This is a genomic window from Massilia sp. YIM B02763, from assembly GCF_030412015.1.
In the GTDB taxonomy this organism is placed as follows: domain Bacteria; phylum Pseudomonadota; class Gammaproteobacteria; order Burkholderiales; family Burkholderiaceae_D; genus Telluria.
In genome coordinates, this window is record NZ_JASNRD010000017.1 from 24,020 (window position 1) to 49,709 (window position 25,690).

The window sequence follows — 25,690 nt, forward strand, 5'->3', positions numbered from 1 at the left end:
GACTTACTTGGACTCGGCCATGGCCAGCTTGGCGCCGTCCTTGGCGCTGTCCTTGGCGGGCGCAGGATTGCCGGAAGTGCTGGCCACCATCGGTACCACGTTGGCGGTGATCGGCGCACCCGGACGCACGCGCTGCAGGCCGTTGACGACGATCTTCTCGCCCGGCTTCAGGCCCGTGCGCACGACGCGCAGGCCATCGACGACGGGACCGAGGGTGACGGCGCGGTACTCGGCCTTGCCTTCCTTGTCGACGACGAACACGAACTTGCGGCTCTGGTCGGTACCGACGGCGCGGTCGCTGATCAGGAGGGTGTTCTTCTGGACGCCGCCGCCGATCTGCACGCGGGCGAACAGGCCGGGCGCCATGCTGCGGTCCTTGTTGTCGAAGGTGGCGCGCATGCGCACGCTGCCGGTACGCGAATCGAGCTGGTTGTCGACGAATTCCAGCTTGCCCTCGTGCGGGAAGCCTTCCTCGTTGACCAGGCCCACCTGCACGCCGACCGGCTTGCCCGCATGCGCTTCGCCGCTCACGCGCAGATAGGTTTCCTCGTCGCCGTCGAAGCTGGCGTAGATGCGGTCCAGCGACACGACGGAGGTCAGCACGGCCGACGCGTCGACCAGGTTGCCCAGGGTGATCTCGGCCTTCGACACGCGGCCGTCGATCGGCGAGGTCACGCGGGTGTAGGTCAGGTTCAGTCGCGCGGCATCGGCCTGCGCCTCGGCGGCGCGGGCGGTGGCGTCCAGTTCCTTCAGGCCGGCGGCGCGCTCGTCGTACTCGCGCTGGGCGATCGCCTTGTCGCCCAGCAGGCGCTCGGCGCGGTTCAGTTCGATCTTGGCCAGTTCGGCCTTGGCGCGGGCCGACTTGGCGGCCGCTTCGGCGCGGTCGTACTCGGCCTGGTAGGGACGCTGGTCGATCACGAACAGCACGTCGCCCTTTTTCACCTCGGCGCCCGGCTTGAAGTTGACGGCCGTGATGAAGCCGGAAACGCGCGGACGGATCTCGACGCGGTCGATGGCTTCCAGGCGGCCCGAGAATTCCTGGGTGTCGGCGACGGGCTTTTCCAGCACGACGGCGGCCGAGACCGGCGGACCGGCGGGAGCGGCGGCGGCGGCTTCGGCCTTGCCGGTCGCGTCCGAGCAGCCGGCAATCAGGGCCGCGATGCCGGCGGCGCCAAGTGCCAGGACCAGCGGGCGTGCCGCGGTCTGCAGTTGGTGGATGGTTTTCATGGTGTTGCCCTCCGATGTGACGAATGTTAATAATTTATTAATATTGAGACGAGCGCCGTCCTTTCCTGGCTTTTGTTCGGAAAAGACGGGTCTCCCGTGCCTCTGTGGGCACGTGCTACTGGGGGTTGAGGATTGCGATGAAGCGAAGTACTACGGGTTTGGCAGCCGGCTCAACAGCCGCCGGCGGCAAACGCCTGCTCTTCCTGCTCGAGGCCGGCAACGAAGCTCGCGATCGCTTCGAGCGCAGGCACCTTGCAGGCACATTGGGTACGCCCATCCGGGTCGCGCAGGCGTGCCGGTCCCATGCGTCGCATCGTGACGGTCACGCCGGACTGCATCAACTTGTTGCCGTAGGCCTCGGCTTCGTCGCGCAGCGGGTCGTCCTCGGCCGACAGGATCAGGGCCGGGGGCAGGTTCTTCAAACGGCTCGATTGCAGCGGCGACGCATACGGATGGCTGCGGTCCGCGGCATGCGGCAGGTAGCCGCGGTAGGCGGCGGCGCATTCGTCGACCGCCTTGGCCTGGTCCACGCAGGTCGGCATCTCGCGCATCGAGCCGGTCGACAGGCCGGGATCGAGCATCGGCATGATGAGGATCTGGCCGGCCAGCTTGGGGGCGCCGCGGTCGCGCGCCATCAGCGCGCACACGGCGGCGAGGTTGGCGCCGGCCTCGATGCCGGCCACCAGCATGCGCTTGCCGGTCCAGCCCAGCTTGGTCTTGTTCTTCTTCGCCCACAGCAGCACGGCATGCGCATCCTCCACCGCTGCCGGGAAGGGTTTCACCGTCGCCAGGGTATAGGTGGAGGATAACACCACCGGATAGCCGCTCGCCCCTGTCAAATGGCGCAGGAACTCGTCGGAACATTCCAGGTCGCCGTCGACGAAGCCGCCGCCGTGGAAGAACACGATCAGGATGTCGCGCTTGCCGTCGCTGCTGGCCTTGTACAGGCGCGCAGCCAGCGCGCTTTCGGCACCGGCGACGTCGAGGTCGCGTACGGCCAGCACATGGCCGGCGTCCTGGCCGGCATCCTTGCGGACGGCGCTCATCGCTTCACCTCGCATGCGTCGTTTGCAGCCAGCAGCCTGGCCGGGCCCGCCGTGGTGGGCAAGTCTCCCACCACGCGCGGTTCCGATGCCACCACGTGGAACAGGGCGTCATAGCCGCGCGCCTCGGCGCCGGCCGCATGCGCGAACTCGTCGGTCAGCAGCATGCCAGCCATGGCCGCGACACCGAGCACGAGCCCGAGCGTTGCTGCGACTGCATTCCATTGACGTTTCATGACGTTCTCCCGTGTTCCTTCACATCTGCTGTTGGCTGTCGTGCTATCAAATTTTGTCACTACAGTTCCGACACTATAGACTTCATCTACAATCTAATAAATAGCTCAATTTCGAATTGATTGTTCAGAGTTCTGAACAATCAATGTATTTCCAGGCTTTATGCGCCCCGCATGAGGCCGAAAGGTTGCTCATGAACAAGCTACAAGCCATGGAAGTCTTCGTGCAGGTGGTCGACGCCGGCAGTTTTACCCGCGCCGCCGAAATGCTGCAGATGCCCAAGGCCACCGTCTCGACGCTCGTGCAGTCGCTGGAAGCATCGCTGTCGGCCAAGCTGCTGCACCGGACTACGCGCTCGGTGACGGTGACCACCGACGGCGCCGCCTATTACGAGCGCTGCCTGCGCATCCTGTCCGACGTGCGCGACGCCGAGGAATCGCTGTCGCGCACCCGGCTCTCGCCCAGCGGCCGCCTGCGCGTGGACGTGCCGACCGGGCTGTCGAGCGAGATCATCGTGCCGGCCCTGCCCGCCTTCTTCGAACGCTATCCGGACATCATGCTGGAACTGGGCAGCTCCGACCGCATCATCGACCTGGTCGAGGAAGGCGTCGATTGTGCCGTGCGCGGCGGCACGCTCGCCGACGAGAGCCTGATCGCGCGCCGCGTCGGCGCCATCAATTTCTTCACGGCGGCGGCGCCGTCCTACCTGGCGCGCTACGGCGTGCCCCAGCATCCGCGCGACCTCGAACGGCACCGCTGCGTGAATTACTTTTCGTCCAAGACGGGCAAGACGTTCGACTGGGATTTCAACCGCGGCGACGAGCGCATCGTGGTGCCGATGCGCGGCGTGATCGCGCTCAACGAGTCGAATGCCTACGTGGAAGCGGGGCTGGCGGGCCTGGGCGTCATCCAGATGACGGACTACCTGGTCAAGCGCCACGTGGAAAACGGACGCATGGTGCAGGTGCTGCCGGACTGGCTGAGCGACTCGCTGCCGGTCCACGTCGTGTATCCGCAGAACCGCCACCTGTCGGCCAAGGTGCGCGTGTTCGTCGAATGGATCGCCGAGCTGTTCGCCGCCAATCCCTACATGAACGGCGGCACCGCGCAGCGGCCGCCGCTGCCCGTTGCGGCCGTGGCCTGAAGGCCGGTAGAATCGACCGCATGGGCCGCCAGAGCCCGCATCGCAGCCCGCACAACCAGGAGACGAGCATGACCCCGCCGCGCACCATCGACGTGCTGCTCGAGCGCTATGCCGACAGCCACCGCAACCCGACCAACGAACGCATCCACTTCGTGTGCGTGCCCGTGATCGTGTTCACGCTGCTGGGCATCCTGTGGAGCATCCATCCGCTCGCGGCCGTCGCCGCCTGCGCGGCGGCGCTGTGGTATTACCTGCGGCTGTCGCGCCCGTTCGCACTGGGCATGCTGGCGCTGGCGCTGGCCATGCTGGGCGTACTGGCCCTGCTACCGCCGCTGGCCGTGCTGCCCCTGTCGATCGCCGTCTTCGTCGTGGCCTGGATCGGCCAGTTCATCGGCCACCAGATCGAGGGCAAGAAACCGTCGTTCCTGGACGACCTGCGCTTCCTGCTGATCGGGCCGCTGTTCGTGCTCGGCTTCCTGTACCGCCGCTTCAATCTGGCCTACTGAGGCTGGCCTATTGAGGCATCCTGATGTGCGCCATGCGCGCACTGGAAGCGTATGCTGGGCGCATCGCCACTGCCCTACGCTGGAGACGGTCATGAACCCCAATCTCGCCATTCCCGCCACGCTCGCCGCCTGCGCCCTGCTGGGCGCCTGCGCCGGCCCGCCCACGTCGGGCAATGTGTACACCAGCGGCCAGACCATGAACGAGCAGACGGTACGCACGGGTACCGTCGAATCGGTGCGCAACGTCACCATCGCCAACCCGGAGACGGGCGTCGGGACCATGTCCGGCGCTGCGCTGGGCGGGCTGGGCGGCTCGATGGCCGGCAGCGGCCGCGGCGAGGCGGCGATGGGCATCATCGGCGCCGTGGCCGGCGGCCTCATCGGCAACCGGATCGAAAACCAGGCCAACAACAAGCCCGGCTTCGAGATCACGGTGCGGCTCGACAGCGGCGAATTGCGCTCGGTGACGCAGCTGGCCGACGAGATGTTCCGGCCGGGGGAACGGGTACGCCTGCTGAGCAATGGCTACACGACCAGGGTCACGCACTGACGGGACCGCGTCGTAAGATGGACACTTTCATATAGCTAATGTTCCGGCAATATCGCGAAAGCACTATACTTCCGCGATGCCCTCCTACGTCCTGTTCACCATCGCCTCGCTCATCTGGGGCTCCACCTTCTGGGCCATTACCTTGCAACTGGGCGAAGTCCCGCCCGCGGTATCGGTCGTCTATCGGTTTGCGCTGGCGTCGATGACGCTGTTCGCCTGGTGCCTGCTGCGCGGCGACAAGCTGCGGCTGCCCTGGCGCGTGCAGCGCTGGACGCTGCTGCAGGGTTTCTTCACCTTCGGCCTGTCCTACGTCTGCACCTACAACGCCGAACAGTACGTGGTCTCGGCCCTGGTGGCCGTGCTGTTCGCCCTGATGGTGTTCTGGACGCCGATCTGCGCGCGCATCGCCTTCGGCACCCCGATTCCGCTGCGCACCTGGGGCGCCGGCGTGGCCGCGATGGCCGGCGTGCTGCTGCTGTTCTGGCATGCGATCGGCAATGCGCTGCACGATATCAAGGGCGGCGGCCAGGGCCACTTCCTGCTGGGGCTGATGCTGGGCATCGGCGCCTCGGTCGCCAGCTCGGCCGGTTCCGTCGTCGTCGCCAAGGTGCGCGAGCAGTCGAGCAACCTGTTGCTGACGACGGGCTGGTCGATGTTCTGGGGCGCCAGCATGGTGGCCATCTGGTGCCTGGCGACAGGCCAGGAATTCATCATCCCGCGCGCGCCCAGCTATGTGTTCGGCCTGCTGCACCTGTCGATCTTCGGCTCGGTCGTCGCCTTCATCTGCTATTTCACGCTGATCAACCGCATCGGTTCGAGCAAGGCCGTGTACATCGGCGTGATCACGCCCGTGCTGTCGGTCCTGCTGTCGATCAAGCTCGAAGGCTATCGTCCCGGCCTCGTCGAATGGCTGGGCATGGCCGTGTGCCTGGGCAGCGTCGCCTGGGCCATGCGCGGCCCGGCCGCCAAGCCCGCGCCATCCATCCAACTGAACAATCCCATCGAAACGCCATGACCGTAGAAACGACCTTCGCCATCCGCCCCGCCACCCCTGCCGACGTCGCGCACATCCATGCGATGATCGTCGAGCTGGCCGTGTTCGAAAAGCTCGAGCACATGGTCGTGGCCACCGAAGCCCTGCTGCACGAGGGCCTGTTCGGCGCGCGTCCGGCCTGCGAAGCCATCATCGGCGAGGCCGACGGCGAGGTCGTGTGCTTCGCCCTGTTCTTCCACAACTTCTCGACCTTCCTGACGAAGAAGGGACTGTACCTGGAAGACCTGTACGTGCGCCAGGCGCACCGCGGCAAGGGCTACGGCAGCCGCATGCTGCGCCACCTGGCGCGCCTGGCCGTGGAGCGCCAGTGCGGCCGCTTCGAATGGTCGGTGCTCGACTGGAATACCCCGGCCATCGAGTTCTACAAGTCGATGGGTGCCGAGATCCTGCCGGACTGGCGCATCTGCCGCGTCACCGGCGCACCGCTCGAAGCACTGGCCGGACAATAAGCGCGTAACTAAGCGCATAACAGGCACGCATATACACCTGTCCAGAAAGAAAAAACCCACGGGCTAGCAATAGCACCGTGGGTGAACCCATTGTCGAATGGGGAGGGGAGACTTGAATCCAACGGGGTTCAATATATGCCTCCGTTTCCGTGCCGTGCGGATTCCTTACAAATGCTTACTTCGGTAACAGAAAGCTGCGATCTTGGGGCCCCCGCCCGATTGCGTGAACACAAATGCAAGGAATTTGCGTGAAAGACAATATTGGCTCAAGGGAGGAAACCATGAAACCCAGCGCCATTCCATTCGCCGGACCGATCTTCCGATGGGCCTACCTATGGGCTTACCGCAGCTGGCTGCGCTCGCGCATCGACACCTACACACGCGGCCTGCAGGCCATCGCCGTCCAGCGCGAAAACGACTTCCATGCGGAGCGCCTGCTGCACCGGGCAATCTCCACGACGCGTTCCAAGCTGCAGTCGCTGTAGGCGCCCGGCGGCGCCTCGGGTGCTGAAGGTGCCGAAGGTGCCGAAGGCGTTTCGGGTGCGGCAGGCGCTTCAGGCGCCGCGGCGGCGCGCCAGCAGGCGTTCGACGGCTTCGAAGCCCGCCTGGGTCAGCAATGCCAGCAATGCCGCCGGAATCGCCCCCGCCAGCATCATGTCGTTGTCGTTCAGCGCCAGGCCCGTGGTGATGCGTTCGCCGAAGCCGCCGGCGCCGATGAAGGCGGCGATGGTGGCCGTGCCGACGCTCATCACGGCCGCCGTCTTGATGCCGGCCAGGATCACCGGCGCGGCCAGCGGCAGCTCCACGTGCCGCAGCGCCTGGGCGCGCGTCATGCCCAGCGCCAGCGCCGCCGTGCGCAACCCTTTCGGCACCTGCAACAGGCCCGTGCAGGTATTGCGCACGATAGGCAGCAGCGCATAGGCGCACAGGGCCACCAGCGCGGGCACGGTGCCGATGCGGCCCAGCAGCGGGATCAGCATCGCCAGCAAGGCCAGCGAGGGAACGGTCTGCAGCACGCCGGCCAGGGCCAGCACCGCCTGGCGCAGGCGCGGCACCAGGGCCGCCACGATGCCCAGCGGGATGCCGGCGGCGCAGCCGAGCAGCACGGCCAGCGCCACCAGCAGCAGGTGCTGGCGCGCGAGCGGACCGAAGCCGTTGCCGAAGGTTTTGGTCCACAGGCCATCAACGGCAGGGTGGACGGCCGTGCCGTCAACGCGTCCGGGCAACGTCGGCATGGCCGTGGCGGCGTTCGTGGCGCAATGCACGCGTGCGCCGGACGCGTGGACGGCGGAGCCGTCCACCCTACAACTTAGCCATGCGCGGGCGATCGCCGCGAAATGCTTCTTGTCCAGTTCGGCCTCGGCATTCATGGCGATCATGTCGTCCGCCGCGATCGTGCCCTCGAGGGCTGTCAACGCCTGCCAGGCCTTCGGCAGGCGCTGCGGCAGGTCGAGGCGGTACAGCAGCACCGCGTCGTAGCGCGGGAAGTAATCCTTGTCGTCGGCCAGCACGCGCAGGCCGTATTGATGGATCTTGGCGTCGGTCGAATAGATGTCGATGGCGTCGACCTGATGCCGCAGCAGCGCCTCGTAGGCGATGCCGTGGTCCAGGCCGCGCGGCTGCTGCGGCAGGCCGTAGCGCCGCGCGAGGCCGGGCCAGCCGTCGCCGCGGCCGAGGAACTCGTGCGACAGGCCGATCTTCCAGTCCGGCCGCGCCGCCAGCTGCGACAGGCGCTCGATGCCGGCGTCGCCGCGCGTCGCCAGCGCATAGCCGTTGGAGAAACCGAGCGGCACCGCCACGCCCAGGCCCAGCGCACGCAGTCCGGCGCGCATCTGCTCCAGCGTGCCCGCTTGCGGATCCTTGAGGATTTCCAGGCCGATGGTCCCCAGGTATTCCGGATAGACGTCGATGGCGCCGGAGCGCAGCGCGCTCAGCACGATGGCCGTGTTGCCCAGGCCCTGCTTGTGCTCGGCCGGACCGGCCTTCGCCGCCGCCTGGGTCAGGATCTCGCCGAGGATGTAGGACTCGGTGAAGCGCTTGGAGCCGACGCGCAGGGGTTCTTCGGCGTGCGCAAGGGCGGGCAACAGGAGATGGGCGCAGGCGAGCAGCAGCAGGAAGATCCTCGGCATGGGGTGTCGTCGAACGATAAGCGGATGAGCTGGAGGATAACCGATTGGGCGTCGTGGCTGCGCGACGGAATTGCGTCCCCGCCTGCGCGCACTGCTGTCCGGGATAATCGCTACGCTCTGCAATAAGATGCGCCATAGATAAACCCGTCGTTCCCGCGAAGGCGGGAACCCATGCTGAGGTCCCGAAGTCGTTCACTTAATAAGCCCCCTCGTCTTCAACATACGGAATTCGGTTGCTCAGCATGGATTCCCGCCTTCGCGGGAATGACGATGCTTTTGTCACGAATAATATTCCGGACACCAGTGCGCCTGCGCGGGGACGACGTATCGGGACGCGGGCCGGCGTTCCTGTTACGGCAGCTCGACCCGCGGTGCCCGCGGCACGCCCGCGTTGACGACGGCCCGGCACGGATTCGCGCCCAGCGCATACGCCAGGTCGGCCGGACGCGCGATGTCCCAGATGGCCAGGTCGGCGCGCTTGCCGATGTCCAGCGTGCCGACGTCGCCCCGTCCCAGCGCGCGGGCGCCGTTGACGGTCGCCCCGCGCAGCGCCTCCAGCGGCGTCAGGCGCCACAGCGTGCAGGCCATGTTCATGGCGAGCAGCAAGGACGTCAGGGGCGAGGTGCCCGGATTGCAGTCGGTGGCGACGGCGAGCGGCACCCCGGCGGCGCGCAAGGCGTCCAGCGGCGGCATGCGCGTCTCGCGCAGGAAGTAGTAGGCGCCGGGCAGCAGCACGGCTACGGTGCCGGCCTGCGCCATCGCGGCGATGCCGTCCGGGGACAGCCATTCCAGGTGGTCTGCCGACAGGCCGCCGTAACGCGCCACCAGCGCCGCCCCGCCCTGGTCCGACAACTGCTCCGCATGCAGCTTCACGGGCAGGCCCAGGCGCCGCGCCGCGTCGAACACGCGCGCCGTCTGGGCCTGCGTGAAGCCGATGCGTTCGCAGAAGGCGTCGACGGCGTCGACCAGCCCTTCCCCCGCCAGCGCCGGCAGCATGTGCGCACACAGGTCGTCGATGTAGTCGTCGGCGCGGCCTGCATGCTCCGGCGGCAGCGCATGGGCGCCGAGGAAGGTCGTGTGCACCTGTACCGGCATGGTGGCGGCCACGCGCCGCGCCGTGCGCAGCATCGCCGCTTCCGACGCCAGGTCCAGGCCATAGCCGGACTTGATCTCCAGCGTCGTCACGCCCTCGGCCAGCAGGGCCGCGATGCGCAGCGCGCTCTGGCGCAGCAGCTCCTCTTCGGAGGCGGCACGCGTGGCGCGCACGGTGGACATGATGCCGCCGCCCTGGCGCGCGATGTCCTCGTAGCTGGCGCCGTTCAGGCGCGCCTCCCACTCGCCGCTGCGGTTGCCGGCATGGACGATGTGGGTATGGCAGTCGACCAGGCCCGGCGTGATCCACATGCCGCCGCAATCGTGCACGCGCTCCGCCCGCGGCGCCTGCGCGCGCGGCCCCAGCCAGGCGATGCGCCCATCGCGCACGGCCAGCGCGCCGTCCTCGACGATGCCGTAGCCGCCGTCCGCCATCGTGGCCAGGCGGGCGTTCGCGAACAGCAGGTCGGCCGTCTCAGTCATACAGGCCGTCGTCCTCGGCGAGATCGTCCTCGTCGTCGTAGTAATGGATGTCCGCGATGAAGATCGTGCCCTGGTCGGCCTGCAGCTTCCAGGTGGTGTCCTGGTCCAGTAGCACGGCGTCGTAGCGCACCAGATTGATGCGCTGGTCGTCGCTGCACAGCTCCAGGCCCTCCCCCTCGGCCAGGAACAGCACGGTGACGTCGGCGCGCGCGACGAAGGTGGAATCGCCGTCCAGCACGCGCCGGCCGAAGCGGTGCCAGCAGCGGTCCAGGCGCGTCATCACGTTGAAGTCCGTGCTGGGGCCGCGGCTGAGCTTGGCCTCGACGCGCGACTCGCCGTCGAACGCGGCGACCGGGTCGGCCTTCGACAGCATGGTCGGCTCGCCGTCGATGTCCAGCGTCATGCCGTGGCCGTCGACCAGCACCAGCGTGCGCTCGACGCCGGGAAAGGCGGAGAACGGTCCGTCGGCGGCGACCGTGGCCAGGCTCACGCGCCAGTCGAAGGCGTCGAAACCGGCATCCTGCGGGAACACGGCGATTTCGGTCGTGCTGCCGCCGCCGTTCTTCCACGAGACCGGCGCCAGGCCGGCGAACGGAATCAGCATCGTCATGGTCGTTTCCTCCCCGCTCAGGTCAAAGCTGTCGTAAGCATAACCTGTTCAGGCGCCGCGCAGTTCACGTACGGCAGCAATATAGCGCCGCGCGATGCCGTCCTGGTCCGCGTGGCGGCCGCCGCGCACCACCCAGCGGCCGCCGGCGAGCACATCGCGCACGAGGTTGTCGTTGCCGCAGAACAGGAAGCGGCCCAGCACGTCGTCCGCCCCGGCACCCGCCAGGTCGACGTGGTCCTCGTCCAGCACCAGCAGGTCGGCGCGCCGGCCGGGGACGAGACTGCCGACGGGCCGTCCCGCCGCCCGGGCGCCGCCGGCCAGCGCGCCCTGCCACAGGAAGGCGGCGACGTCGCGCTGCTCGGCGCCGACGGCGATGTTGCGGCGCTGCCGCTGCAGGCGCTGGCCGTATTCGAGCCAGCGCAATTCCTCGACCGGGCTCTGCGACACGTGGCTGTCGCTGCCGATGCCGAACCGTCCGCCGGCGGACAGGTAGGCTTCCAGCGGAAACAGCCCGTCACCCAGGTTGGCTTCCGTGGTCGGACACACGCCGGCAACGGCGCCGCTGGCCGCGAGGCCGGCCGTTTCATCCGCCGTCATGTGCGTCGCATGCACGAGGCACCAGCGCGCATCGACGTCTACTTGCTCCATCAGGTAGTCGACGGGGCGCCGCCCCGTCGCATCCAGGCACTGCGCCACTTCGGCCTGCTGCTCGGCCACGTGGATGTGCAGGGGGCGATCCGGCGGCAGTCCCTGTACCAGCGCGCGGATCTGGGCAATGGACGCGGCGCGCAGCGAATGGGGCGCGGCGCCCACCTCGAGCTGCGGACCGCGCAACGGTTCCAGCGCCTCCACGATGCGCAGCACGTGCTCCGGGTCGCTGCGAAAGCGCCGCTGTTCCGGCTTCAAGGGCGCGTCGCCGAAGCCCGCATGCGCGTACAGCACGGGCAGCAGCGTCAGGCCGATGCCGGAAGCCTGGGCGGCCCGCGCGATGCGCAGCGCCATCTCCGCCGCCTGGGCATAGGGGGCCCCGCCGGCATCGCGGTGCAGGTAGTGGAATTCGCAGATCGCCGTATAGCCGTGGCGCAGGCACTCGACGTGCAGCTGCGCGGCGATCGCCTCGGCCTGCTCGGGCCTGATACGGCCGGCGAAGCGGTACATCAGCTCGCGCCAGGTCCAGAAACTATCCGGCCCCTCCACCGTGCCCTGCGCGGCCCGCTCCGTCAGCCCGCCCAGCGCGCGCTGGAAGGCGTGCGAATGCAGGTTGACCATGCCCGGCACGACATACGCCGCCTGCGGCACGCCGGCGGGCGCCTGCGCATCCGGCGCCACCCGCACCAGGTCGCCGCCGGCATCCCATGCCAGCAGCACGTCGCGCCGCCAGCCCTCGGGCAGCAGCGCATGGCGGGCGAACAGTGCGCTCGTGGGCACCGTCATCGCCGCACCCACTCCAGCGCCGTGCCCAGCAATTGCCGCAGCAGCGGCTGCACCTGCGCCGCGACCTCGGGCCGGTAGTCGAACGGGGGTGCCTCGTCCATGTACAGGCACTGGCACATCTCGAGCTGGATCGCGTGCACGCCGGCGGCCGGATCGCCGTAGCGGCGCGTGATGTGGCCCCCCTTGAAGCGGCCGTTGAAGACGAAGGAGAAACGGTCCTGGGCGTTCGCGGCCTGGATCATCGCGCCTTCCAGCTGCAGCGAGCAGGACTTGCCGTCCGCGGTGCCGAAGTTCAGGTCGGGCAGGCGGCCCTCGAAGAAGCGCGGCACCCGGGACGCGATCGAATGCGCATCCCACAGGATCACCCTGCCGTGCAGCGCCAGCAGGCGGTCCAGTTCGGCGCGCAGCTGTTCGTGGTAGGGGCGCCAGTAGCGCGCCAGGCGCTGCGCCACCTCCGCGTCGTCCGGCTCCATCCCCGCGCGGTACAGGCGTTCCTTGCCGAACGTGTCAACGGGGCACAGGCCCGTCGTGTCCTGGCCCGGATACAGGTTGGTGTTTTCCGGCGGGCGGTTCAGGTCGATCAGGTAGCGCGACCAGCGCGCCGCCAGCATCGACGCGCCCATCTCCTCGGCAAAGGCGTACAGCGCGGCCAGGTGCCAGTCCGTGTCGGCGCGCGCCAGGGCGCACGGGGCCAGGCGCGCCGCGACGTCGTCCGGGATGTCGGTGCCCACGTGCGGCATCGACACGAGCAGCGGGACCTTGCCCGCCTTGAAGCTGTAATCCATCGCGGGTCCTCCTGTTGGTGGATCTATTGGTGGATCTCGTGGCGTCAGGGATGCAGGACGGCGAACAAATCCTTGCAGGCGGCCGACAATTCGCCGTCCATCACCATCGCGCGCGCCGCCTCGATGTCCGGCGCAAAGAAACGGTCGGCATCGAAGGCCGGCACGCGCGCGCGCAGCCGCGCGTGCACGTGCTCCAGGTGCGCGGAGCTGGTGAGCGGACGGTGGAATTCGATCCCCTGGGCCGCGGCCAGCAGCTCGATGCCGACGATGACGCCGGTATTGTGCGCCATCTGGCCGAGACGGCGCGCCGCGAAGGTCGCCATGCTGACGTGGTCTTCCTGGTTCGCGGACGTCGGCAGGCTGTCGACGCTGGCCGGATGCGCCAGCGACTTGTTCTCCGAGGCCAGCGCCGCCGCCGTCACGTGGGCGATCATGAAGCCGGAATTCACGCCCGGCTCGCGCACCAGGAAGGGCGGCAGGCCGGACAGGGTCGCGTCGATCAGCAGGGCGATGCGGCGCTCGGCCAGCGCGCCGATCTCGGCGATGGCCAGCGCCAGCGTGTCCGCGGCGAACGCCACCGGCTCGGCGTGGAAGTTGCCGCCCGAGACCACCTCGGCGCGCGCCTGGCCGTCGTCGCCCACGAAGATGAGGGGATTGTCGGTGACGGCGTTCGATTCCACCAGCAGCGTGCGTCCGGCCTGGCTGATCAAGTCCATCACGGCGCCCATCACCTGCGGCTGGCAGCGCAGGCTGTAGGGGTCCTGCACGCGTTCGTCGCCGACCAGGTGCGAGGCGCGGATCGCGCTGCCCGCCACCAGTTCGCGGTAGATCCGCGCCGCCGCGATCTGGCCCGGCTGGCCGCGCACGGCGTGCACGCGCGCATCGAACGGGGCGTCGCTGCCGCGCGCCGCGTCCAGCGACAGGGCGCCCGACACCATGGCCGCCTCCAGCAGGCGCTCGGCCAGGAACAGGCCGTGCAACGCCAGCGCCGTCGACACTTGCGTGCCGTTGATCAGCGCCAGGCCCTCCTTGGCCGCCAGCGTCACCGGTTCGATGCCGGCCGCCGCCAGCGCCGCGCGCGCATCCATCAGCGTGCCGCGCATGCGCACCTGGCCCACGCCCAGGATCGCCAGCGTCATGTGCGCCAGCGGCGCCAGGTCGCCCGAGGCGCCGACCGAACCCTGGGACGGGATCGCCGGCATGATGCCCGCGTTGTACAGCGCCACCAGCGTATCGACGATCACGGGACGCACGCCGGAATAGCCGCGCGCCAGGCTGCCGATCTTGGTGAGCAGGACCAGGCGCACGACCTCGTCCGCCAGCAGCTCGCCCGTGCCGACGGCGTGCGACAGGATCAGGTTCTGCTGCAGCTGCTCCAGCTGCTCGGGCGGGATGTGGCGCTTGGCCAGCAGGCCGAAGCCCGTGTTGATGCCGTAGGCCGGGTCGCCCTTGGCGACGATGGCCTGCACGGCCGCGGCGGACGCCTCGATGGCGGCCCGCGCATGGGACGCCAGCGCGAGCTTGCCGTGCGCCGTCCAGGCGGCGCGCAGGTCGGCCAGCGCCAGTGCGCCGGGGTCGAGGGTCAGGTGGTGTTCTGGGTGGTTCATGTGCTTCTCGTCTGGCTGGGCGCTATTGCTTGGATGACTTGGATTGCTTGGATTACTTGATCATGGGGAGGGTGAGGCCGAAGCGCTTGGCCGTCTCGATCGCCAATTCATAGCCGGCATCGGCATGGCGCATCACGCCGGATGCGCAGTCGTTGACGAGCACGCGCGCCAGGCGTTTATCCGCCGCCTCGCTGCCGTCGGCGACGATGACGACGCCCGCATGCTGCGAGTATCCCATGCCGACGCCGCCGCCGTGGTGCAGCGACACCCAGGTGGCGCCCCCGGCCGTGTTCAGCATGGCGTTCAGCAGGGGCCAGTCGGACACGGCGTCGGTACCGTCGCGCATCGCCTCGGTCTCGCGGTTGGGGCTGGCGACGGAGCCCGTGTCGAGGTGGTCGCGGCCGATCACGATGGGTGCCTTCAGTTCTCCGCTGCGCACCATCTCGTTGAACGCGAGGCCCGCCACGTGGCGCTCGCCCAGGCCCAGCCAGCAGATGCGCGCCGGCAGGCCCTGGAAGGCGATGCGCTCGCGCGCCATGTCGAGCCAGCGGTGCACCCGCGCATGCTGGGGAAACAGCTCCTTGATCTTGGCGTCGGTCTTGTAGATGTCCTCGGGGTCGCCGGACAGCGCCACCCAGCGGAACGGCCCCCTGCCCTCGCAGAACTGCGGGCGGATATAGGCCGGCACGAAGCCGGGGAAGGCGAAGGCATCCTGCACGCCCGCGTCCAGCGCCACCTGGCGGATATTGTTGCCGTAGTCGACCGCCTGCGCGCCCATCGCCTTGAAGTCGAGGATCGCCTGCACGTGCGCGGCGCACGATGCCGCCGCGGCCTCCTTCAGTTCCGCGTGGAGGGCCGGGTCGCGCTGGGCGTCTTCCCATCGTTCGAGCGCCCAGCCGCGCGGCAGGTAGCCGTGGATCAGGTCGTGGGCCGAGGTCTGGTCGGTGACGAGGTCCGGCACCAGCCCGCCCTGCTTTGCCCGGCGCACCAGTTCCGGCAGCACGTCGGCCGCGTTGCCCAGCAGGCCGATGGAGACGGCTTCCCGGCGTTCCTTGTGCTGCGCGATCATGGCCAGCGCCTCGTCGATGTCCCGTGCCTGCTTGTCGAGGTAGCGCGTGCGCAGGCGGAAGTCGATGCTGGCCTGGCGGCACTCGACGGTGAGCGAGACGGCGCCGGCGAAGCTGGCCGCCAGCGGCTGCGCGCCGCCCATGCCGCCCAGGCCCGCCGTGAGGATCCAGCGTCCCGCCATGTCGCCGCCGAAGTGCTGGCGCCCCGCCTCGGCGAAGGTCTCGTAGGTGCCCTGCACGATGCCCTGGGTGCCGATATAGATCCAGCTGCCGGCCGTCATCTGGCCGTACATGAACAAGCCCTTGCGATCGAGCTCGTTGAAGTGTTCCCAGTTCGCCCACTTGGGCACGAGGTTCGAGTTCGCCAGCAGCACGCGCGGCGCGTCCGGGTGCGTCTGGAACACGCCGACCGGCTTGCCGGACTGGATCAGCAGGGTCTGGTCGTCGTTCAGTTCCTTCAACGAGGCCAGGATCTGGTCGAAGCTGGCCCAGTCGCGCGCGGCGCGGCCGATGCCGCCGTAGACGACGAGGCGCTGCGGGTTTTCCGCCACCTCGGCATCCAGGTTGTTCTGCAACATGCGGTAGGCCGCCTCGGTCAGCCAGCTCTTGCAGGCGAGCTGGCTGCCGCGCGGGGCGGTGATGACGCGGGCGGGATCGAAGCGCGGATCGGCTTCGTGCGGATGCGGGGTGGACTGGACCATGGTCTGCTCCTCGACGGTTGACGGTCGAAGAGCAGTCTAGGTTGTCTATACAACCACGTCAATCCATTTTGACGTCTTGTTTGCGCTTATTTTTTATACACCTGGCGGCCGGCGACCCAGGTTTCCAGCACGCCGGTCTTGTAGATATCGTAGGGCGACATCTTGAAGAGGTCGCGGTCGATGACGATGAAGTCGGCGTACTTGCCCGCTTCCAGCGTGCCCAGGTTCTTTTCCTGGTGGCCGGCCCAGGCGGCGTCCAGCGTGAAGCAGCGGAACGCTTCCTTCAGCGACATCTCCTGTTCCGGATACCAGCCCGCGATCGGCTGTCCGCCCGCGTCCTGGCGCGTGACGGCGGCGTGGATGCCGAAGAACGGGTTCGGCGCCTCGACCGGGAAATCGGAACCGCAGGCGATGCGCGAGCCCTGGGCCAGGAAGGTGCGCCAGGCGTAGGCGCCCTTGATGCGCTCGGATCCGACGCGCTGCTCGGCCATGTTCTTGTCCGAGGTCGCGTGGGTCGGCTGCATCGAGGGCACGATGCCGATCGTCTTGAAGCGCGGGATGTCGTCCAAGGTCACGATCTGGGCGTGCTCGATGCGGTGGCGCAGATCTTCACCATGATTCGCGCCATGGTTGGCCGGGATCTCCTTGGCGAAGGTATCCAGGATCTGGCGGTTGCCGGCATCGCCGATCGCGTGCACGTTGACCTGGTAGCCCTTCTTCATCGCCTTGCCGATCATCGCGTCGATCTGCTCGTTGGTGTTGAACAGCAGGCCGTGCGAGTGCGGATCGTCGCTGTACGGCGCCAGCAGCGCGGCGCCGCGGCTGCCCAGCGCGCCGTCCGAATACAGCTTCACGGCGCGCAGCGCGTACATGTCGTGGCCGTAGGTCTCGAGCGGGCCGTTCTTCGACAGCTGGTCGAAATCGGGGCCGGTGCCGCCGATCATCGCGTAGATGCGGGCGGTGAGCTTGCCGTGGTCGGCGTAGTCGCGGTACAGCTTGTCCTGGGCGACGGTGATGCCGGCGTCGTGGGCGCTCGTGAGGCCCACGCTGGCCATCTTCTGCAACGCCTTGTCGAGCATGGCGCGGCCATCCTGCTCGGTCGGCTGCGGCAGCACTTTCTTCATGAGGTCCTGGGCCGCGTCGACCAGCACGCCGGTGGCGACGCCGTTCGCATCGCGCACGATCTTGCCGCCGACCGGATCCGGCGTCTTGTCCGTGATGCCGGCCAGCGCCAGCGCGCGGCTGTTGGCCCAGCCGGCGTGGCCGTCGACGCGCTCGAGCCACACGGGGCGATTGCTCACGACACCGTCGAGTTCCTTGGCCGTCGGGAAGCGGCCCAGCTTCCAGTTTTCCTGGTTCCAGCCGCGCCCGCGCAGCCAGGCCTTCGCATCGCCGCGCGCATTCGCCTTGTCGTAGTCGCCGATCGCCTTCAGCGCTTGCGGCAGCGAGGTGGTGGCGGAGAGGTCGAGCCGGGTCAGCATCTCGCCCAGGCCGAACACGTGGCCGTGCGCATCGATGAGGCCCGGCAGCACGGTGCGTCCCTGCATGTCGACGTGCTTCGCCTTGGGCGCCTTCGCCGCCACCGCCCGCGCCGTCCCGACCGCGACGATGCGGCCCTTGTCGTCGAACGCCAGCGACGCGAACTGGACGACGTCGCCCTTCGCATTGAGCGTGTAGCCGTTGGCATTGTCGATCACGGTATCGGCATTCGCCGCCGCGATCGCGCCGCAGGACGCGAGGACGAACAGGGAACAGTGCAGGGAAAGCTGGCGCAAGCGCATCGGGGTCTCCGTTAATGAGGGCAAACGACGAGTGTAGCGAAATTTACACGCCGGTCAATCCACATCAAACCGGGGTCAGAGCCGGGGTCAGAGCCCGATTTTTGAAAATAGCCCATGAGATTGAGCTTCATCGATGAGGAAATGGCGAAACGCTATAGGTTGCTGACTCTGCCTATTCGCCATCAACATGCCATGCCACGCCCGATTCGCACTATCATCCCCGATGTACCCTTGCATATCATCCAGCGCGGCAATAACCGAGTACCGTGCTTTGCACACACGTCTGACTATTTGGTTTATCTCGACATATTGCGCGAATGCGCACATGACAGCGACTGTGCCATTCATGCATATGTGCTGATGACCAATCACGTCCATCTACTGCTGACGCCTGGAGACGGGGAAGGCCCCAGCAATCTGATGCAGCGTCTTGGTCAGCGGTACGTGCAGTACTTCAATCGTCGCCATCGTCGCACCGGAACATTGTGGGAGGGGCGCTTTCGCTCCTGCTTGATACTGGATACGCGCTATCTGATGGCGTGCCATCGGTATATTGAACTTAATCCCGTACGCGCTGGAATGACTAACTGTCCTGCGGACTATAACTGGTCGAGCTATCGAACAAATGCACTGGGTACCGACAGCCTGCTCCTTAAGCCGCATACGCTTTACACCAATTTGGGAAGCGATCAATCCACCCGCCAAGCTGCCTACCGAAGTTTTTTCGGAATTGATCTTTCCCAGGATATGCTGGAAGAAATTCGCTACGCCAGCAACAGTAGTCGGCCACTGGGCGTAGCAGCTGCAGAAAATACTGAGTCGGACAAAGTGCAACTTGCAACTGCACTGCCTGCAGACAGAAAAAATTAGTCAGATGCTATTTCCAAAAATCGGGCTCTGACCCCGGCTCTGACCCCGGTTTAGCTTTTCTCAAGCTCGCGGTCCAGCAATGCCCGCTTGCGTTCCACGCCCCACCGGTAGCCCGAGATCGCGCCGTCGTTGCGCAGCACGCGGTGGCAGGGGATGGCGATTGCCGCGGGATTGGCGGCGCAGGCGCCGGCGACGGCGCGGACGGCGGACGGCTGTCCCACGCGCGCGGCCAGCTCGGTATAGCTGATCGTCTCGCCGGGCGGGATGCGGCGCAGCGCGTCCCACACGCGCTGCTGGAACACGGTGCCGCGCACATCCAGCGGCAGGTCGAACACGGCGCGCGGCGCGTCGACGAAGGCGATGACCCGGGCCAGCGTGTGCGCGAAATCGGGCGAGGCGGGCGCCAACGCGGCGTTCGGGAAACGTCCGCGCACATCCTCGACCAGCGCCGCTTCATCGTCGCCGATCAGGATTGCGCAAATGCCTGTCGCGGTCGACGCCACCAGCACGGTCCCCAGCGAACAGGCGCCCAGCGCATAGGCGATGGTCTCGCCTTCCCCGCCCTTGCGATAGCGCCCCGGCGCCATGCCCAGCTGCTGTCCCGCCGCCGCATAGAACGGCGCGCTGGACTGCCAGCCTGCCGCATAGAACGCGTCGGTGACGGGCGCGCCCTGCGCCAGCGCCTGGCGCACGCGTTCGGCGCGGCGCGCGGCGGCATAGGCTTTCGGCGTGATGCCGGTATGGGCCTTGAATACGCGGTGGAAGTGGAAGCGGCTCATGCCGCAGGCGCGCGCCAGCGTATCGAGGTCCGGCAGTTTGTCGGCGACGTCGGCGGCGGCCTCGATCAGGCGGCAGGCCTGCGCCACCGCGGCGGCCTGGCGCTGGGCCAGCGGCGGCTGGTCCGGCTTGCAGCGCAGGCAGGGACGGAAGCCGGCCGCCTCCGCTTCCGCGCAGCTGGCGTGGAAGGCGACGTTGGCGCGCCGTGCGCCGCGCGAGGCGCACGAGGGACGGCAGTACACGCCGGTGCTGCGCACCGAATAATAGAACCGGCCGTCGGCCGCCGGTTCGCGCCGCTGCACGGCGTCCCAGCGGGCGTCGTCGCTGGCGTAGTCTGGCTGGTCCATGGCATCCCTCTCGAGCGTATATGTATGTGTATGCATAGATCGGTTGCGAATCCGTGGCGCCATCGTAGCGATCTTCATGGGGTGCGTCATCCCGGCTCTTGCTTTCGAATTGGCGCTGCCGGACAATCCGTTCCGGATACGGCGCCGCGGCGGCGCATGAAACGAGTATGAAGCGGGCACGAACCGGGCATGGACCGGGCACGAACCGGATTGGAGAGCAGGTTGGAACAGTACAGCGCGCAGGATGGCACGCCCATTTTCCAGCGCATCAAGGATTACCTGGTCGGCGAGATCGCCGCCGGCCGCTGGAAGGAAGGCGACCTGGTGCCGTCCGAGCAGGCCCTGGTACGCCAGTTCGGGGTGTCGCGCATGACGGTCAACCGCGCCGTGCGCGAGCTGACGGCGGAACAGGTGCTGACGCGGCGCCAGGGATCGGGCACCTATGTGGCGCCGCAAAAATACCAGGCCACGCTGGAGATCCGCAACATCGCCGACGAGGTGCGCGCCCGCGGCCATGTGCATGCGAGCCGGCCGCTGCTGCTTGAAAGCAGTCCGGCGAGCGAGGCGCTGGCGCAGCAGTTCGCGCTCGATCCCGGCACGGTCCTGTTCCATTCGCTGATCGTGCATGCCGAGAACGGCGAGCCGATCCAGGTCGAGGACCGCTGGGTCAACCCGGCCTGCGCCCCGGCCTACCTGGAGCAGGATTTTTCCCGCACCACCCCGAACGAGCACCTGATGGTCGCCGCGCCGCTGCAGGGCGCCACCTACAGCATCGAGGCGCTGCCGGCCCCGCGCGACGTCGCCGAGATGCTGGGCATCGGCGCCGGCACCTCGTGCCTGGTGCTCAAGCGCCGCACCACGTCGCAGGGGCGGGTGGCGTCGGTGGTGACGATGTGGCATCCCGGCCACCTGTACAAGTTCACCGGCAGCGTATGAATGTCGTTCGGACCACGGCGCGAAATAAATTCGCCGTGGACCGTCCATACGACATGGATTTGCCGGATAATGAGCATGGTCAATGCGCCGCCCGGCACTTTTACAAAGGCTGCAATCAGGTTTAGCTTTTGTACAAAGCTCACGAACACGTTGCGAAAAAATCGGTTATTATTCCGATTAATCCCCGCCTGACATCCTCTTGCAGCTCTTCCACTATTGAATGTCGCACACAGTGCCTCCACCATTGTGGTGCAGACCAGTCTGACAAGTACGGGATCGGCTGATAGGTTTTCAAGATTCCGATATCCTCTCAGGCGTTAATTGACCTACCTCACATTGAGGAAAACATGAGCGAAAACATCAAACACATCAGCGATGCATCTTTCGAAACCGACGTTCTGAAGTCCGACTTGCCCGTGCTGGTCGACTTCTGGGCCGAGTGGTGCGGCCCCTGCAAGATGATCGCCCCGATCCTGGAAGAAGTTGCAAAGGAATACGGCGGCAAGATCCAGATCGCCAAGATGGACGTGGACGCGAACCAGGCGGTTCCGGCCCAGTTCGGCATCCGCGGCATCCCGACCCTGATCCTGTTCAAGAACGGCCAGGCAGCGGCACAGAAAGTCGGCGCCCTGGCAAAAGGCCAGCTGACGGCTTTCATCGATAGCAACATCTGATACACTAGTCCCAAGGTGGCGGCAGCGCGCCCGCACTGCCGCCTGTTTACGGAACGGAGCGGCGATCGACCCGATCCCATCCTTTGATTAACCCACGCAGTTCCCTCCCCTACCTTTACTTTCCCGTCACGGGACACCCGACACATGCACTTATCTGAACTGAAGGCAATGCACGTCTCCGCCCTTCTGGAGATGGCGATCAGCCTGGATATCGACAACGCAGCCCGCCTGCGCAAACAAGAACTGATGTTCGCGATCCTCAAGAAGCGCGCGAAACAAGGCGAACAGATTTTCGGCGACGGCGCGCTCGAGGTGTTGCCGGACGGGTTCGGTTTCCTGCGTTCGCCGGATGCGAGCTACATGGCCTCGACGGACGACATCTATATCTCGCCGTCCCAGATCCGCCGCTTCAACCTGCATACGGGTGACTCGATCGAAGGCGAAGTGCGTACGCCCAAGGATGGCGAACGCTATTTCGCGCTGGTCAAGGTAGACAAGGTGAACGGCGAATCGCCGGAAGCCTCGAAGCACCGCATCCTGTTCGAAAACCTGACGCCGTTGCATCCCTCGGTCCCGCTGCGCCTGGAGCGCGACATGAACGGCGCGGAAAACATCACCGGCCGCATCGTCGACCTGATCTCGCCGATCGGCAAGGGCCAGCGCGGCCTGCTGGTGGCCTCGCCGAAGTCCGGCAAGTCGGTCATGCTGCAGCACATCGCCCACGCGATCACCGCGAATCACCCGGACGTCACCCTGATCGTCCTGCTGATCGACGAACGTCCCGAGGAAGTGACCGAGATGCAGCGCTCGGTACGCGGCGAAGTGGTCGCCTCGACCTTCGACGAACCGGCCACCCGCCACGTGCAGGTCGCCGAGATGGTGCTGGAAAAGGCCAAGCGCCTGGTCGAGATGAAGAAGGACGTCGTGATCCTGCTGGACTCGATCACCCGCCTGGCACGCGCCTACAACACCGTGATCCCGGCCTCGGGCAAGGTGCTGACCGGCGGTGTCGACGCCAACGCGCTGCAGCGTCCGAAGCGTTTCTTCGGCGCCGCCCGTAACGTCGAGGAAGGCGGCTCGCTGACTATCGTCGCCACCGCCCTGATCGAGACCGGCTCGCGCATGGACGACGTGATCTACGAGGAATTCAAGGGCACCGGCAATATGGAAGTGCACCTGGAGCGCCGCCTGGCCGAGAAGCGCGTCTACCCGGCGATCAACCTGAACAAGTCGGGTACCCGCCGCGAGGAACTGCTGATCAAGCCGGACCAGCTGCAGAAGATCTGGATCCTGCGCAAGCTGCTGTACTCGATGGACGAGATCGAGGCGATGGAGTTCATCCTCGACAAGATGCGCGCGACCAAGAACAACGTCGAATTCTTCGACCTGATGCGTCGCGGCGGCTGATCCCAGCCGTTGGCATCGAATGGAAAGGGCGAGTCGACCTCGCCCTTTTCTTTTTTATGCGCTACGATTCGTTCAGATCAAGCCTTGGGGAAGACCGGCCCGGACAATCGGGTGCCAGACAACCAAGGAGACGACGATGACCAGCGACGACGTGCACGACACGCCAGCCCAACGCAACGGCAGCCTGCAGCTCGACCGGCGCCTGACGGTCCTCGAAACCCGCTTCGACACCCTGCTCACCATGTTGCCCGACAAAGCCGACCTGGCGGAACTGAAGGCAGAGCTCAAGACCGATATCCACGGCGAATCCGCGCGCCTGAGCAAGTGGATGGCAGCCACGGCCATCACGATGGTCATCGGCTTCGGCGGCATGATCCTGACCATGCTGGCCCGCCTGCACCCCGCCTGAATCGCCTGGAACGGCCGGCAAAGCCGTCAAGGCCAGGGATGCGCCCTACCAGAAGGGCCGTGCCGGCTGCTGTAGTTGCCACCCGGCCCTGGCTGGCTTATAATCTCCGGTTCCGTATCCACCCCTGGCAAGTGATCGGCAATCGGGTCAAGAAGCAGGTCGACCGACGAAGTGCCGTTTGGCTACCAAACCAACTCAAGGCAAATCATGAAAGCTGATACCCATCCGGATTACCGCGAAGTCGTCTTCCACGACCTGTCGTGCGACTTCAAGTTCATCACCCGCTCGACCATCGCTACGCGCGAGACCATCAACTACGAAGGTAAAGAATACCCGCTGGTCAAGATCGAAGTCTCGGCTGAATCGCACCCGTTCTTCACCGGCAAGCACAAGATCGTCGACACCGCCGGTCGCGTCGAGAAGTTCCGCCAGAAATTCGGCTCGGTTGGTTCGAAGACCTCCGTCGCCAACGGCTAATTCGCGCTCCGCGATCGCCAAGGAAGCCCACCGGGCTTCCTTTTTTTTTGCCGCTATACTACGCGACTCATTCCTGAGTACTCAGCAACACTAACTACTGGATCAGTTATCGATGAAACCAGTCCGCCTTCCTGCCGCCGCCACCCTCGCCTTGCCCCGCTGGGCCTTGTACGCATTGGGCCTGCTCTATATTTTGCCGGGCCTGATCGGGCGCGACCCCTGGAAGGACGACGCCGCCAGTTTCGGGATCATGTGGACCATGGCCCACGGCGGCTTCCAGGACTGGCTGCTGCCGAACGTGGCGGGACTGCCGATTACGGACGAAGGCCCGCTGGCGTTCTGGCTGGGCGCGCTGTGCATCAAGCTGTTCGGCTGGCTGGTCGGCGACGTGATGGGGGCGCGCATGTCGACCATCGGCATCTTCGTGCTCGGCACCGTGTCGCTGTGGCATACCGCCTTCCACCTGGGCCGGCGCGCCGAAGCGCAGCCGCTGCGCCTGGCGTTCGGCGGCCAGCCCGAACCGGCCGACTACGGCCGCACGCTGGCCGATACGGCCGTCCTGATCTACCTGGGCAGCCTGGGCCTGCTGCTGCACAGCCACGAGACGCTGGCCGTGACCCTGCAGGGCGCGCTGCTGTCGTGGTTCCTGTTCCGCTCGGTGCGCCTGATCGAGGAAATGAACACCCGTAACGCGCTGCTGGTCGGCCTGGCGCTCGGCGCGCTGGCAATCACGCGCGGCTTCGCGCCGCCGCTGGTGCTGATCGCGGCGCTGTACCTGTGCACGCGCATGTTGAAAATGGCCTCGGCGCCGACGCTGCGCCACCTCGGCCAGACCGCTTGCGTGGGCGTGCTGGTGCCGATGATCTGGGTGGTGCCCGCGGCCATCGTCCGGCCCTACGGCATGGACCCGGTGGCCGATTGGCTGGCCTGGAACGCGAGCCAGCTGAGCATCCCGGGCTGGCTGTCGCTGAAGGCCTTCTTCCGCGTCGGCATCTGGTATTTCTGGCCGGCCTGGCCGTTCGCCGCCTGGGCCGCCTGGGCCTGGCGCCGCCAGCGCGGCCTGCTGCACATCATCCTGCCGACCTGCTTCGTCGGCGTGCTGGCCCTCTTGATCCTGTGCGACCCGGTGCCGGAAAGCGGCGACCTGCTCAAGCTGTTGCCGCCGATGGCGCTGATGGCCGCGTTCGGCCTGCCGACGATGAAACGCGGCGCGATCAATGCGATCGACTGGTTCTCGGTGATGGTGCTGACCCTGCTGGGCGGCCTGATCTGGCTGTTCTGGATCGCCAAGCTGACCGGCTGGCCGGCCCAACTCGCCAAGAATGCCCTCAAGCTGGTGCCGGGCTTCAAGCCGGAAGTCGGCATCGTGGCCGTCACCGTCGCCGCCATCGCCACCGCCGGCTGGATCTTCCTCGTGCACTGGCGCCTGTCGCGCCAGCCCTCGGTACTGTGGCGCGCCGTCGTGCTGTCCTCGGGCGGCCTGATTTTGCTATGGGTACTGCTGATGACGCTGTTCCTGCCGGACCTGAACTATGCGCGCAGCTATGCCAGCGTGGCCCAGCAGATCGCGGCGCGCCTGCCGGCCGATGCCGACTGCATCGACACCAATGTCGGCTCGGCCCAGCGCGCCTCCTTCGCCTACTTCGGCCACCTGCCCTTCGCGCCGGTCGCCACGGCCAGCTGCAGCTACATGCTGCTGCAGGACAGCATCAAGAACCCGACGCAGCACGCGCCGATCCAGAACGGCGCGCCGGTGCGTGGCGGGGCGGTCGTGCCGTTCCGGGCGCGCGACTGGACGCTGCTGTGGGAAGGCCGCCGACCGTCCGACCGCGACGAACGCTTCCGCCTGTACCGCCGCGTACGCTGAACGCAAGAACAGGAAGCCGCCTGCTGGCGG

General features: G+C 66.9%; 25 protein-coding genes. 13 read left to right on the plus strand and 12 right to left on the minus strand.

Annotated elements, in window-relative coordinates:
- Positions 1 to 3: 3 nt before the first annotated feature.
- From QPK32_RS19480 to QPK32_RS19490, 3 genes are all read right to left on the minus strand, one after another.
- On the minus strand, positions 4 to 1,227 hold the full coding sequence (locus QPK32_RS19480; protein WP_290414457.1) for an efflux RND transporter periplasmic adaptor subunit: 1,224 nt from the start codon (positions 1,225 to 1,227) through the stop codon (positions 4 to 6).
- A 170-nt stretch (positions 1,228 to 1,397) separates the two neighbouring features.
- Complete coding sequence (locus tag QPK32_RS19485; protein ID WP_290414458.1) at positions 1,398 to 2,273, minus strand: alpha/beta hydrolase; 876 nt, start codon at positions 2,271 to 2,273, stop codon at positions 1,398 to 1,400.
- Complete coding sequence (locus tag QPK32_RS19490; protein WP_290414459.1) at positions 2,270 to 2,506, minus strand: hypothetical protein; 237 nt, start codon at positions 2,504 to 2,506, stop codon at positions 2,270 to 2,272. Before QPK32_RS19490 ends, QPK32_RS19485 begins: the two co-directional genes overlap by 4 nt.
- Before the next feature lie 191 nt (positions 2,507 to 2,697).
- On the opposite strand from QPK32_RS19490, the gene QPK32_RS19495 reads away from it, so the two are divergent.
- The 6 genes from QPK32_RS19495 to QPK32_RS19520 all read left to right on the plus strand — a co-directional run bounded on the left by QPK32_RS19495 (position 2,698) and on the right by QPK32_RS19520 (position 6,692).
- Complete coding sequence (locus QPK32_RS19495; protein ID WP_290414460.1) at positions 2,698 to 3,648, plus strand: LysR family transcriptional regulator; 951 nt, start codon at positions 2,698 to 2,700, stop codon at positions 3,646 to 3,648.
- A 68-nt stretch (positions 3,649 to 3,716) separates the two neighbouring features.
- Positions 3,717 to 4,154 carry a DUF962 domain-containing protein gene (locus tag QPK32_RS19500; protein ID WP_290414461.1) on the plus strand — a complete coding sequence of 146 codons (438 nt, stop codon included), beginning with the start codon at positions 3,717 to 3,719 and terminating at the stop codon, positions 4,152 to 4,154.
- Between the two features lie 91 nt (positions 4,155 to 4,245).
- On the plus strand, positions 4,246 to 4,704 hold the full coding sequence (locus QPK32_RS19505; RefSeq protein ID WP_290414462.1) for a hypothetical protein: 459 nt from the start codon (positions 4,246 to 4,248) through the stop codon (positions 4,702 to 4,704).
- A 76-nt stretch (positions 4,705 to 4,780) separates the two neighbouring features.
- A complete protein-coding gene (locus QPK32_RS19510) occupies positions 4,781 to 5,719 on the plus strand; it encodes a DMT family transporter (protein ID WP_290414463.1) in 939 nt (312 codons plus the stop codon).
- Entirely contained in the window at positions 5,716 to 6,207 is a 492-nt protein-coding gene (locus QPK32_RS19515; protein ID WP_290414464.1) for a GNAT family N-acetyltransferase, read from the plus strand. The genes QPK32_RS19510 and QPK32_RS19515 overlap by 4 nt, the downstream gene beginning before the upstream one ends.
- A 281-nt stretch (positions 6,208 to 6,488) precedes the next feature.
- Entirely contained in the window at positions 6,489 to 6,692 is a 204-nt protein-coding gene (locus QPK32_RS19520; protein ID WP_290414465.1) for a hypothetical protein, read from the plus strand.
- 69 nt (positions 6,693 to 6,761) lie between these two features.
- Here the strand turns inward: QPK32_RS19520 and QPK32_RS19525 are convergent, their stop codons facing one another.
- The 8 genes from QPK32_RS19525 to QPK32_RS19560 form a co-directional block, all read right to left on the minus strand.
- On the minus strand, positions 6,762 to 8,336 hold the full coding sequence (locus tag QPK32_RS19525; RefSeq protein ID WP_290414466.1) for a glycine betaine ABC transporter substrate-binding protein: 1,575 nt from the start codon (positions 8,334 to 8,336) through the stop codon (positions 6,762 to 6,764).
- 351 nt (positions 8,337 to 8,687) lie between these two features.
- On the minus strand, positions 8,688 to 9,911 hold the full coding sequence (hutI, locus tag QPK32_RS19530) for an imidazolonepropionase (RefSeq protein WP_290414467.1): 1,224 nt from the start codon (positions 9,909 to 9,911) through the stop codon (positions 8,688 to 8,690).
- A complete protein-coding gene (locus QPK32_RS19535; RefSeq protein ID WP_290414468.1) occupies positions 9,904 to 10,521 on the minus strand; it encodes a HutD family protein in 618 nt (205 codons plus the stop codon). Before QPK32_RS19535 ends, hutI begins: the two co-directional genes overlap by 8 nt.
- A 48-nt stretch (positions 10,522 to 10,569) precedes the next feature.
- On the minus strand, positions 10,570 to 11,955 hold the full coding sequence (locus tag QPK32_RS19540; RefSeq protein WP_290414469.1) for a formimidoylglutamate deiminase: 1,386 nt from the start codon (positions 11,953 to 11,955) through the stop codon (positions 10,570 to 10,572).
- A complete protein-coding gene (gene hutG / locus QPK32_RS19545) occupies positions 11,952 to 12,740 on the minus strand; it encodes an N-formylglutamate deformylase (protein WP_290414470.1) in 789 nt (262 codons plus the stop codon). Before hutG ends, QPK32_RS19540 begins: the two co-directional genes overlap by 4 nt.
- Before the next feature lie 44 nt (positions 12,741 to 12,784).
- Positions 12,785 to 14,347 carry a histidine ammonia-lyase gene (gene hutH / locus QPK32_RS19550; protein ID WP_290414471.1) on the minus strand — a complete coding sequence of 521 codons (1,563 nt, stop codon included), beginning with the start codon at positions 14,345 to 14,347 and terminating at the stop codon, positions 12,785 to 12,787.
- Between the two features lie 52 nt (positions 14,348 to 14,399).
- On the minus strand, positions 14,400 to 16,115 hold the full coding sequence (gene hutU / locus QPK32_RS19555) for a urocanate hydratase (RefSeq protein WP_290414472.1): 1,716 nt from the start codon (positions 16,113 to 16,115) through the stop codon (positions 14,400 to 14,402).
- Positions 16,116 to 16,201: 86 nt separating this feature from the next.
- Positions 16,202 to 17,896 (minus strand): amidohydrolase, encoded by a 1,695-nt coding sequence (locus QPK32_RS19560; protein ID WP_290414473.1) that lies wholly within the window; start codon positions 17,894 to 17,896, stop codon positions 16,202 to 16,204.
- 114 nt (positions 17,897 to 18,010) lie between these two features.
- Between QPK32_RS19560 and QPK32_RS19565 the strand changes: the two genes are divergently transcribed.
- Positions 18,011 to 18,766 carry a transposase gene (locus QPK32_RS19565; RefSeq protein ID WP_290414474.1) on the plus strand — a complete coding sequence of 252 codons (756 nt, stop codon included), beginning with the start codon at positions 18,011 to 18,013 and terminating at the stop codon, positions 18,764 to 18,766.
- 50 nt (positions 18,767 to 18,816) lie between these two features.
- Here the strand turns inward: QPK32_RS19565 and ada are convergent, their stop codons facing one another.
- Positions 18,817 to 19,890 (minus strand): bifunctional DNA-binding transcriptional regulator/O6-methylguanine-DNA methyltransferase Ada, encoded by a 1,074-nt coding sequence (gene ada / locus QPK32_RS19570; protein WP_290414475.1) that lies wholly within the window; start codon positions 19,888 to 19,890, stop codon positions 18,817 to 18,819.
- Between the two features lie 189 nt (positions 19,891 to 20,079).
- Here ada and hutC point away from each other — a divergent pair, with 189 nt between their 5' ends.
- The 6 genes from hutC to QPK32_RS19600 all read left to right on the plus strand — a co-directional run bounded on the left by hutC (position 20,080) and on the right by QPK32_RS19600 (position 25,660).
- Complete coding sequence (gene hutC / locus QPK32_RS19575) at positions 20,080 to 20,826, plus strand: histidine utilization repressor (RefSeq protein WP_290414476.1); 747 nt, start codon at positions 20,080 to 20,082, stop codon at positions 20,824 to 20,826.
- A gap of 347 nt (positions 20,827 to 21,173) precedes the next feature.
- The gene (gene trxA, locus QPK32_RS19580) at positions 21,174 to 21,500 is read left to right on the plus strand and encodes a thioredoxin TrxA (RefSeq protein ID WP_290414477.1); all 327 of its coding nucleotides are present in this window, start codon (positions 21,174 to 21,176) and stop codon (positions 21,498 to 21,500) included.
- 144 nt (positions 21,501 to 21,644) lie between these two features.
- Complete coding sequence (rho, locus tag QPK32_RS19585; RefSeq protein ID WP_290414478.1) at positions 21,645 to 22,907, plus strand: transcription termination factor Rho; 1,263 nt, start codon at positions 21,645 to 21,647, stop codon at positions 22,905 to 22,907.
- A gap of 136 nt (positions 22,908 to 23,043) precedes the next feature.
- A complete protein-coding gene (locus QPK32_RS19590; protein ID WP_290414479.1) occupies positions 23,044 to 23,316 on the plus strand; it encodes a hypothetical protein in 273 nt (90 codons plus the stop codon).
- Positions 23,317 to 23,523: 207 nt separating this feature from the next.
- Positions 23,524 to 23,793 (plus strand): type B 50S ribosomal protein L31, encoded by a 270-nt coding sequence (locus tag QPK32_RS19595; protein ID WP_290414480.1) that lies wholly within the window; start codon positions 23,524 to 23,526, stop codon positions 23,791 to 23,793.
- A gap of 112 nt (positions 23,794 to 23,905) precedes the next feature.
- On the plus strand, positions 23,906 to 25,660 hold the full coding sequence (locus tag QPK32_RS19600; RefSeq protein ID WP_290414481.1) for a glycosyltransferase family 39 protein: 1,755 nt from the start codon (positions 23,906 to 23,908) through the stop codon (positions 25,658 to 25,660).
- The last annotated feature ends 30 nt before the right edge of the window (positions 25,661 to 25,690 follow it).

Coding starts and splice junctions, on each gene's coding strand:
- hutG (WP_290414470.1), bottom strand. CDS start 12,740: ATGGATTACAGCTTCAAGGCGGGCAAGGTCCCGCTGCTCGTGTCGATG.
- hutU (WP_290414472.1), bottom strand. CDS start 16,115: ATGGTCCAGTCCACCCCGCATCCGCACGAAGCCGATCCGCGCTTCGAT.
- rho (WP_290414478.1), top strand. CDS start 21,645: ATGCACTTATCTGAACTGAAGGCAATGCACGTCTCCGCCCTTCTGGAG.
- QPK32_RS19590 (WP_290414479.1), top strand. CDS start 23,044: ATGACCAGCGACGACGTGCACGACACGCCAGCCCAACGCAACGGCAGC.
- hutH (WP_290414471.1), bottom strand. CDS start 14,347: ATGAACCACCCAGAACACCACCTGACCCTCGACCCCGGCGCACTGGCG.
- QPK32_RS19535 (WP_290414468.1), bottom strand. CDS start 10,521: ATGACGATGCTGATTCCGTTCGCCGGCCTGGCGCCGGTCTCGTGGAAG.
- QPK32_RS19505 (WP_290414462.1), top strand. CDS start 4,246: ATGAACCCCAATCTCGCCATTCCCGCCACGCTCGCCGCCTGCGCCCTG.
- QPK32_RS19490 (WP_290414459.1), bottom strand. CDS start 2,506: ATGAAACGTCAATGGAATGCAGTCGCAGCAACGCTCGGGCTCGTGCTC.
- QPK32_RS19600 (WP_290414481.1), top strand. CDS start 23,906: ATGAAACCAGTCCGCCTTCCTGCCGCCGCCACCCTCGCCTTGCCCCGC.
- QPK32_RS19480 (WP_290414457.1), bottom strand. CDS start 1,227: ATGAAAACCATCCACCAACTGCAGACCGCGGCACGCCCGCTGGTCCTG.
- QPK32_RS19495 (WP_290414460.1), top strand. CDS start 2,698: ATGAACAAGCTACAAGCCATGGAAGTCTTCGTGCAGGTGGTCGACGCC.
- QPK32_RS19540 (WP_290414469.1), bottom strand. CDS start 11,955: ATGACGGTGCCCACGAGCGCACTGTTCGCCCGCCATGCGCTGCTGCCC.
- QPK32_RS19565 (WP_290414474.1), top strand. CDS start 18,011: ATGAGATTGAGCTTCATCGATGAGGAAATGGCGAAACGCTATAGGTTG.
- QPK32_RS19500 (WP_290414461.1), top strand. CDS start 3,717: ATGACCCCGCCGCGCACCATCGACGTGCTGCTCGAGCGCTATGCCGAC.
- QPK32_RS19510 (WP_290414463.1), top strand. CDS start 4,781: ATGCCCTCCTACGTCCTGTTCACCATCGCCTCGCTCATCTGGGGCTCC.
- hutI (WP_290414467.1), bottom strand. CDS start 9,911: ATGACTGAGACGGCCGACCTGCTGTTCGCGAACGCCCGCCTGGCCACG.
- QPK32_RS19515 (WP_290414464.1), top strand. CDS start 5,716: ATGACCGTAGAAACGACCTTCGCCATCCGCCCCGCCACCCCTGCCGAC.
- QPK32_RS19560 (WP_290414473.1), bottom strand. CDS start 17,896: ATGCGCTTGCGCCAGCTTTCCCTGCACTGTTCCCTGTTCGTCCTCGCG.
- QPK32_RS19520 (WP_290414465.1), top strand. CDS start 6,489: ATGAAACCCAGCGCCATTCCATTCGCCGGACCGATCTTCCGATGGGCC.
- QPK32_RS19485 (WP_290414458.1), bottom strand. CDS start 2,273: ATGAGCGCCGTCCGCAAGGATGCCGGCCAGGACGCCGGCCATGTGCTG.
- QPK32_RS19525 (WP_290414466.1), bottom strand. CDS start 8,336: ATGCCGAGGATCTTCCTGCTGCTGCTCGCCTGCGCCCATCTCCTGTTG.
- QPK32_RS19595 (WP_290414480.1), top strand. CDS start 23,524: ATGAAAGCTGATACCCATCCGGATTACCGCGAAGTCGTCTTCCACGAC.
- trxA (WP_290414477.1), top strand. CDS start 21,174: ATGAGCGAAAACATCAAACACATCAGCGATGCATCTTTCGAAACCGAC.
- hutC (WP_290414476.1), top strand. CDS start 20,080: ATGGACCGGGCACGAACCGGATTGGAGAGCAGGTTGGAACAGTACAGC.
- ada (WP_290414475.1), bottom strand. CDS start 19,890: ATGGACCAGCCAGACTACGCCAGCGACGACGCCCGCTGGGACGCCGTG.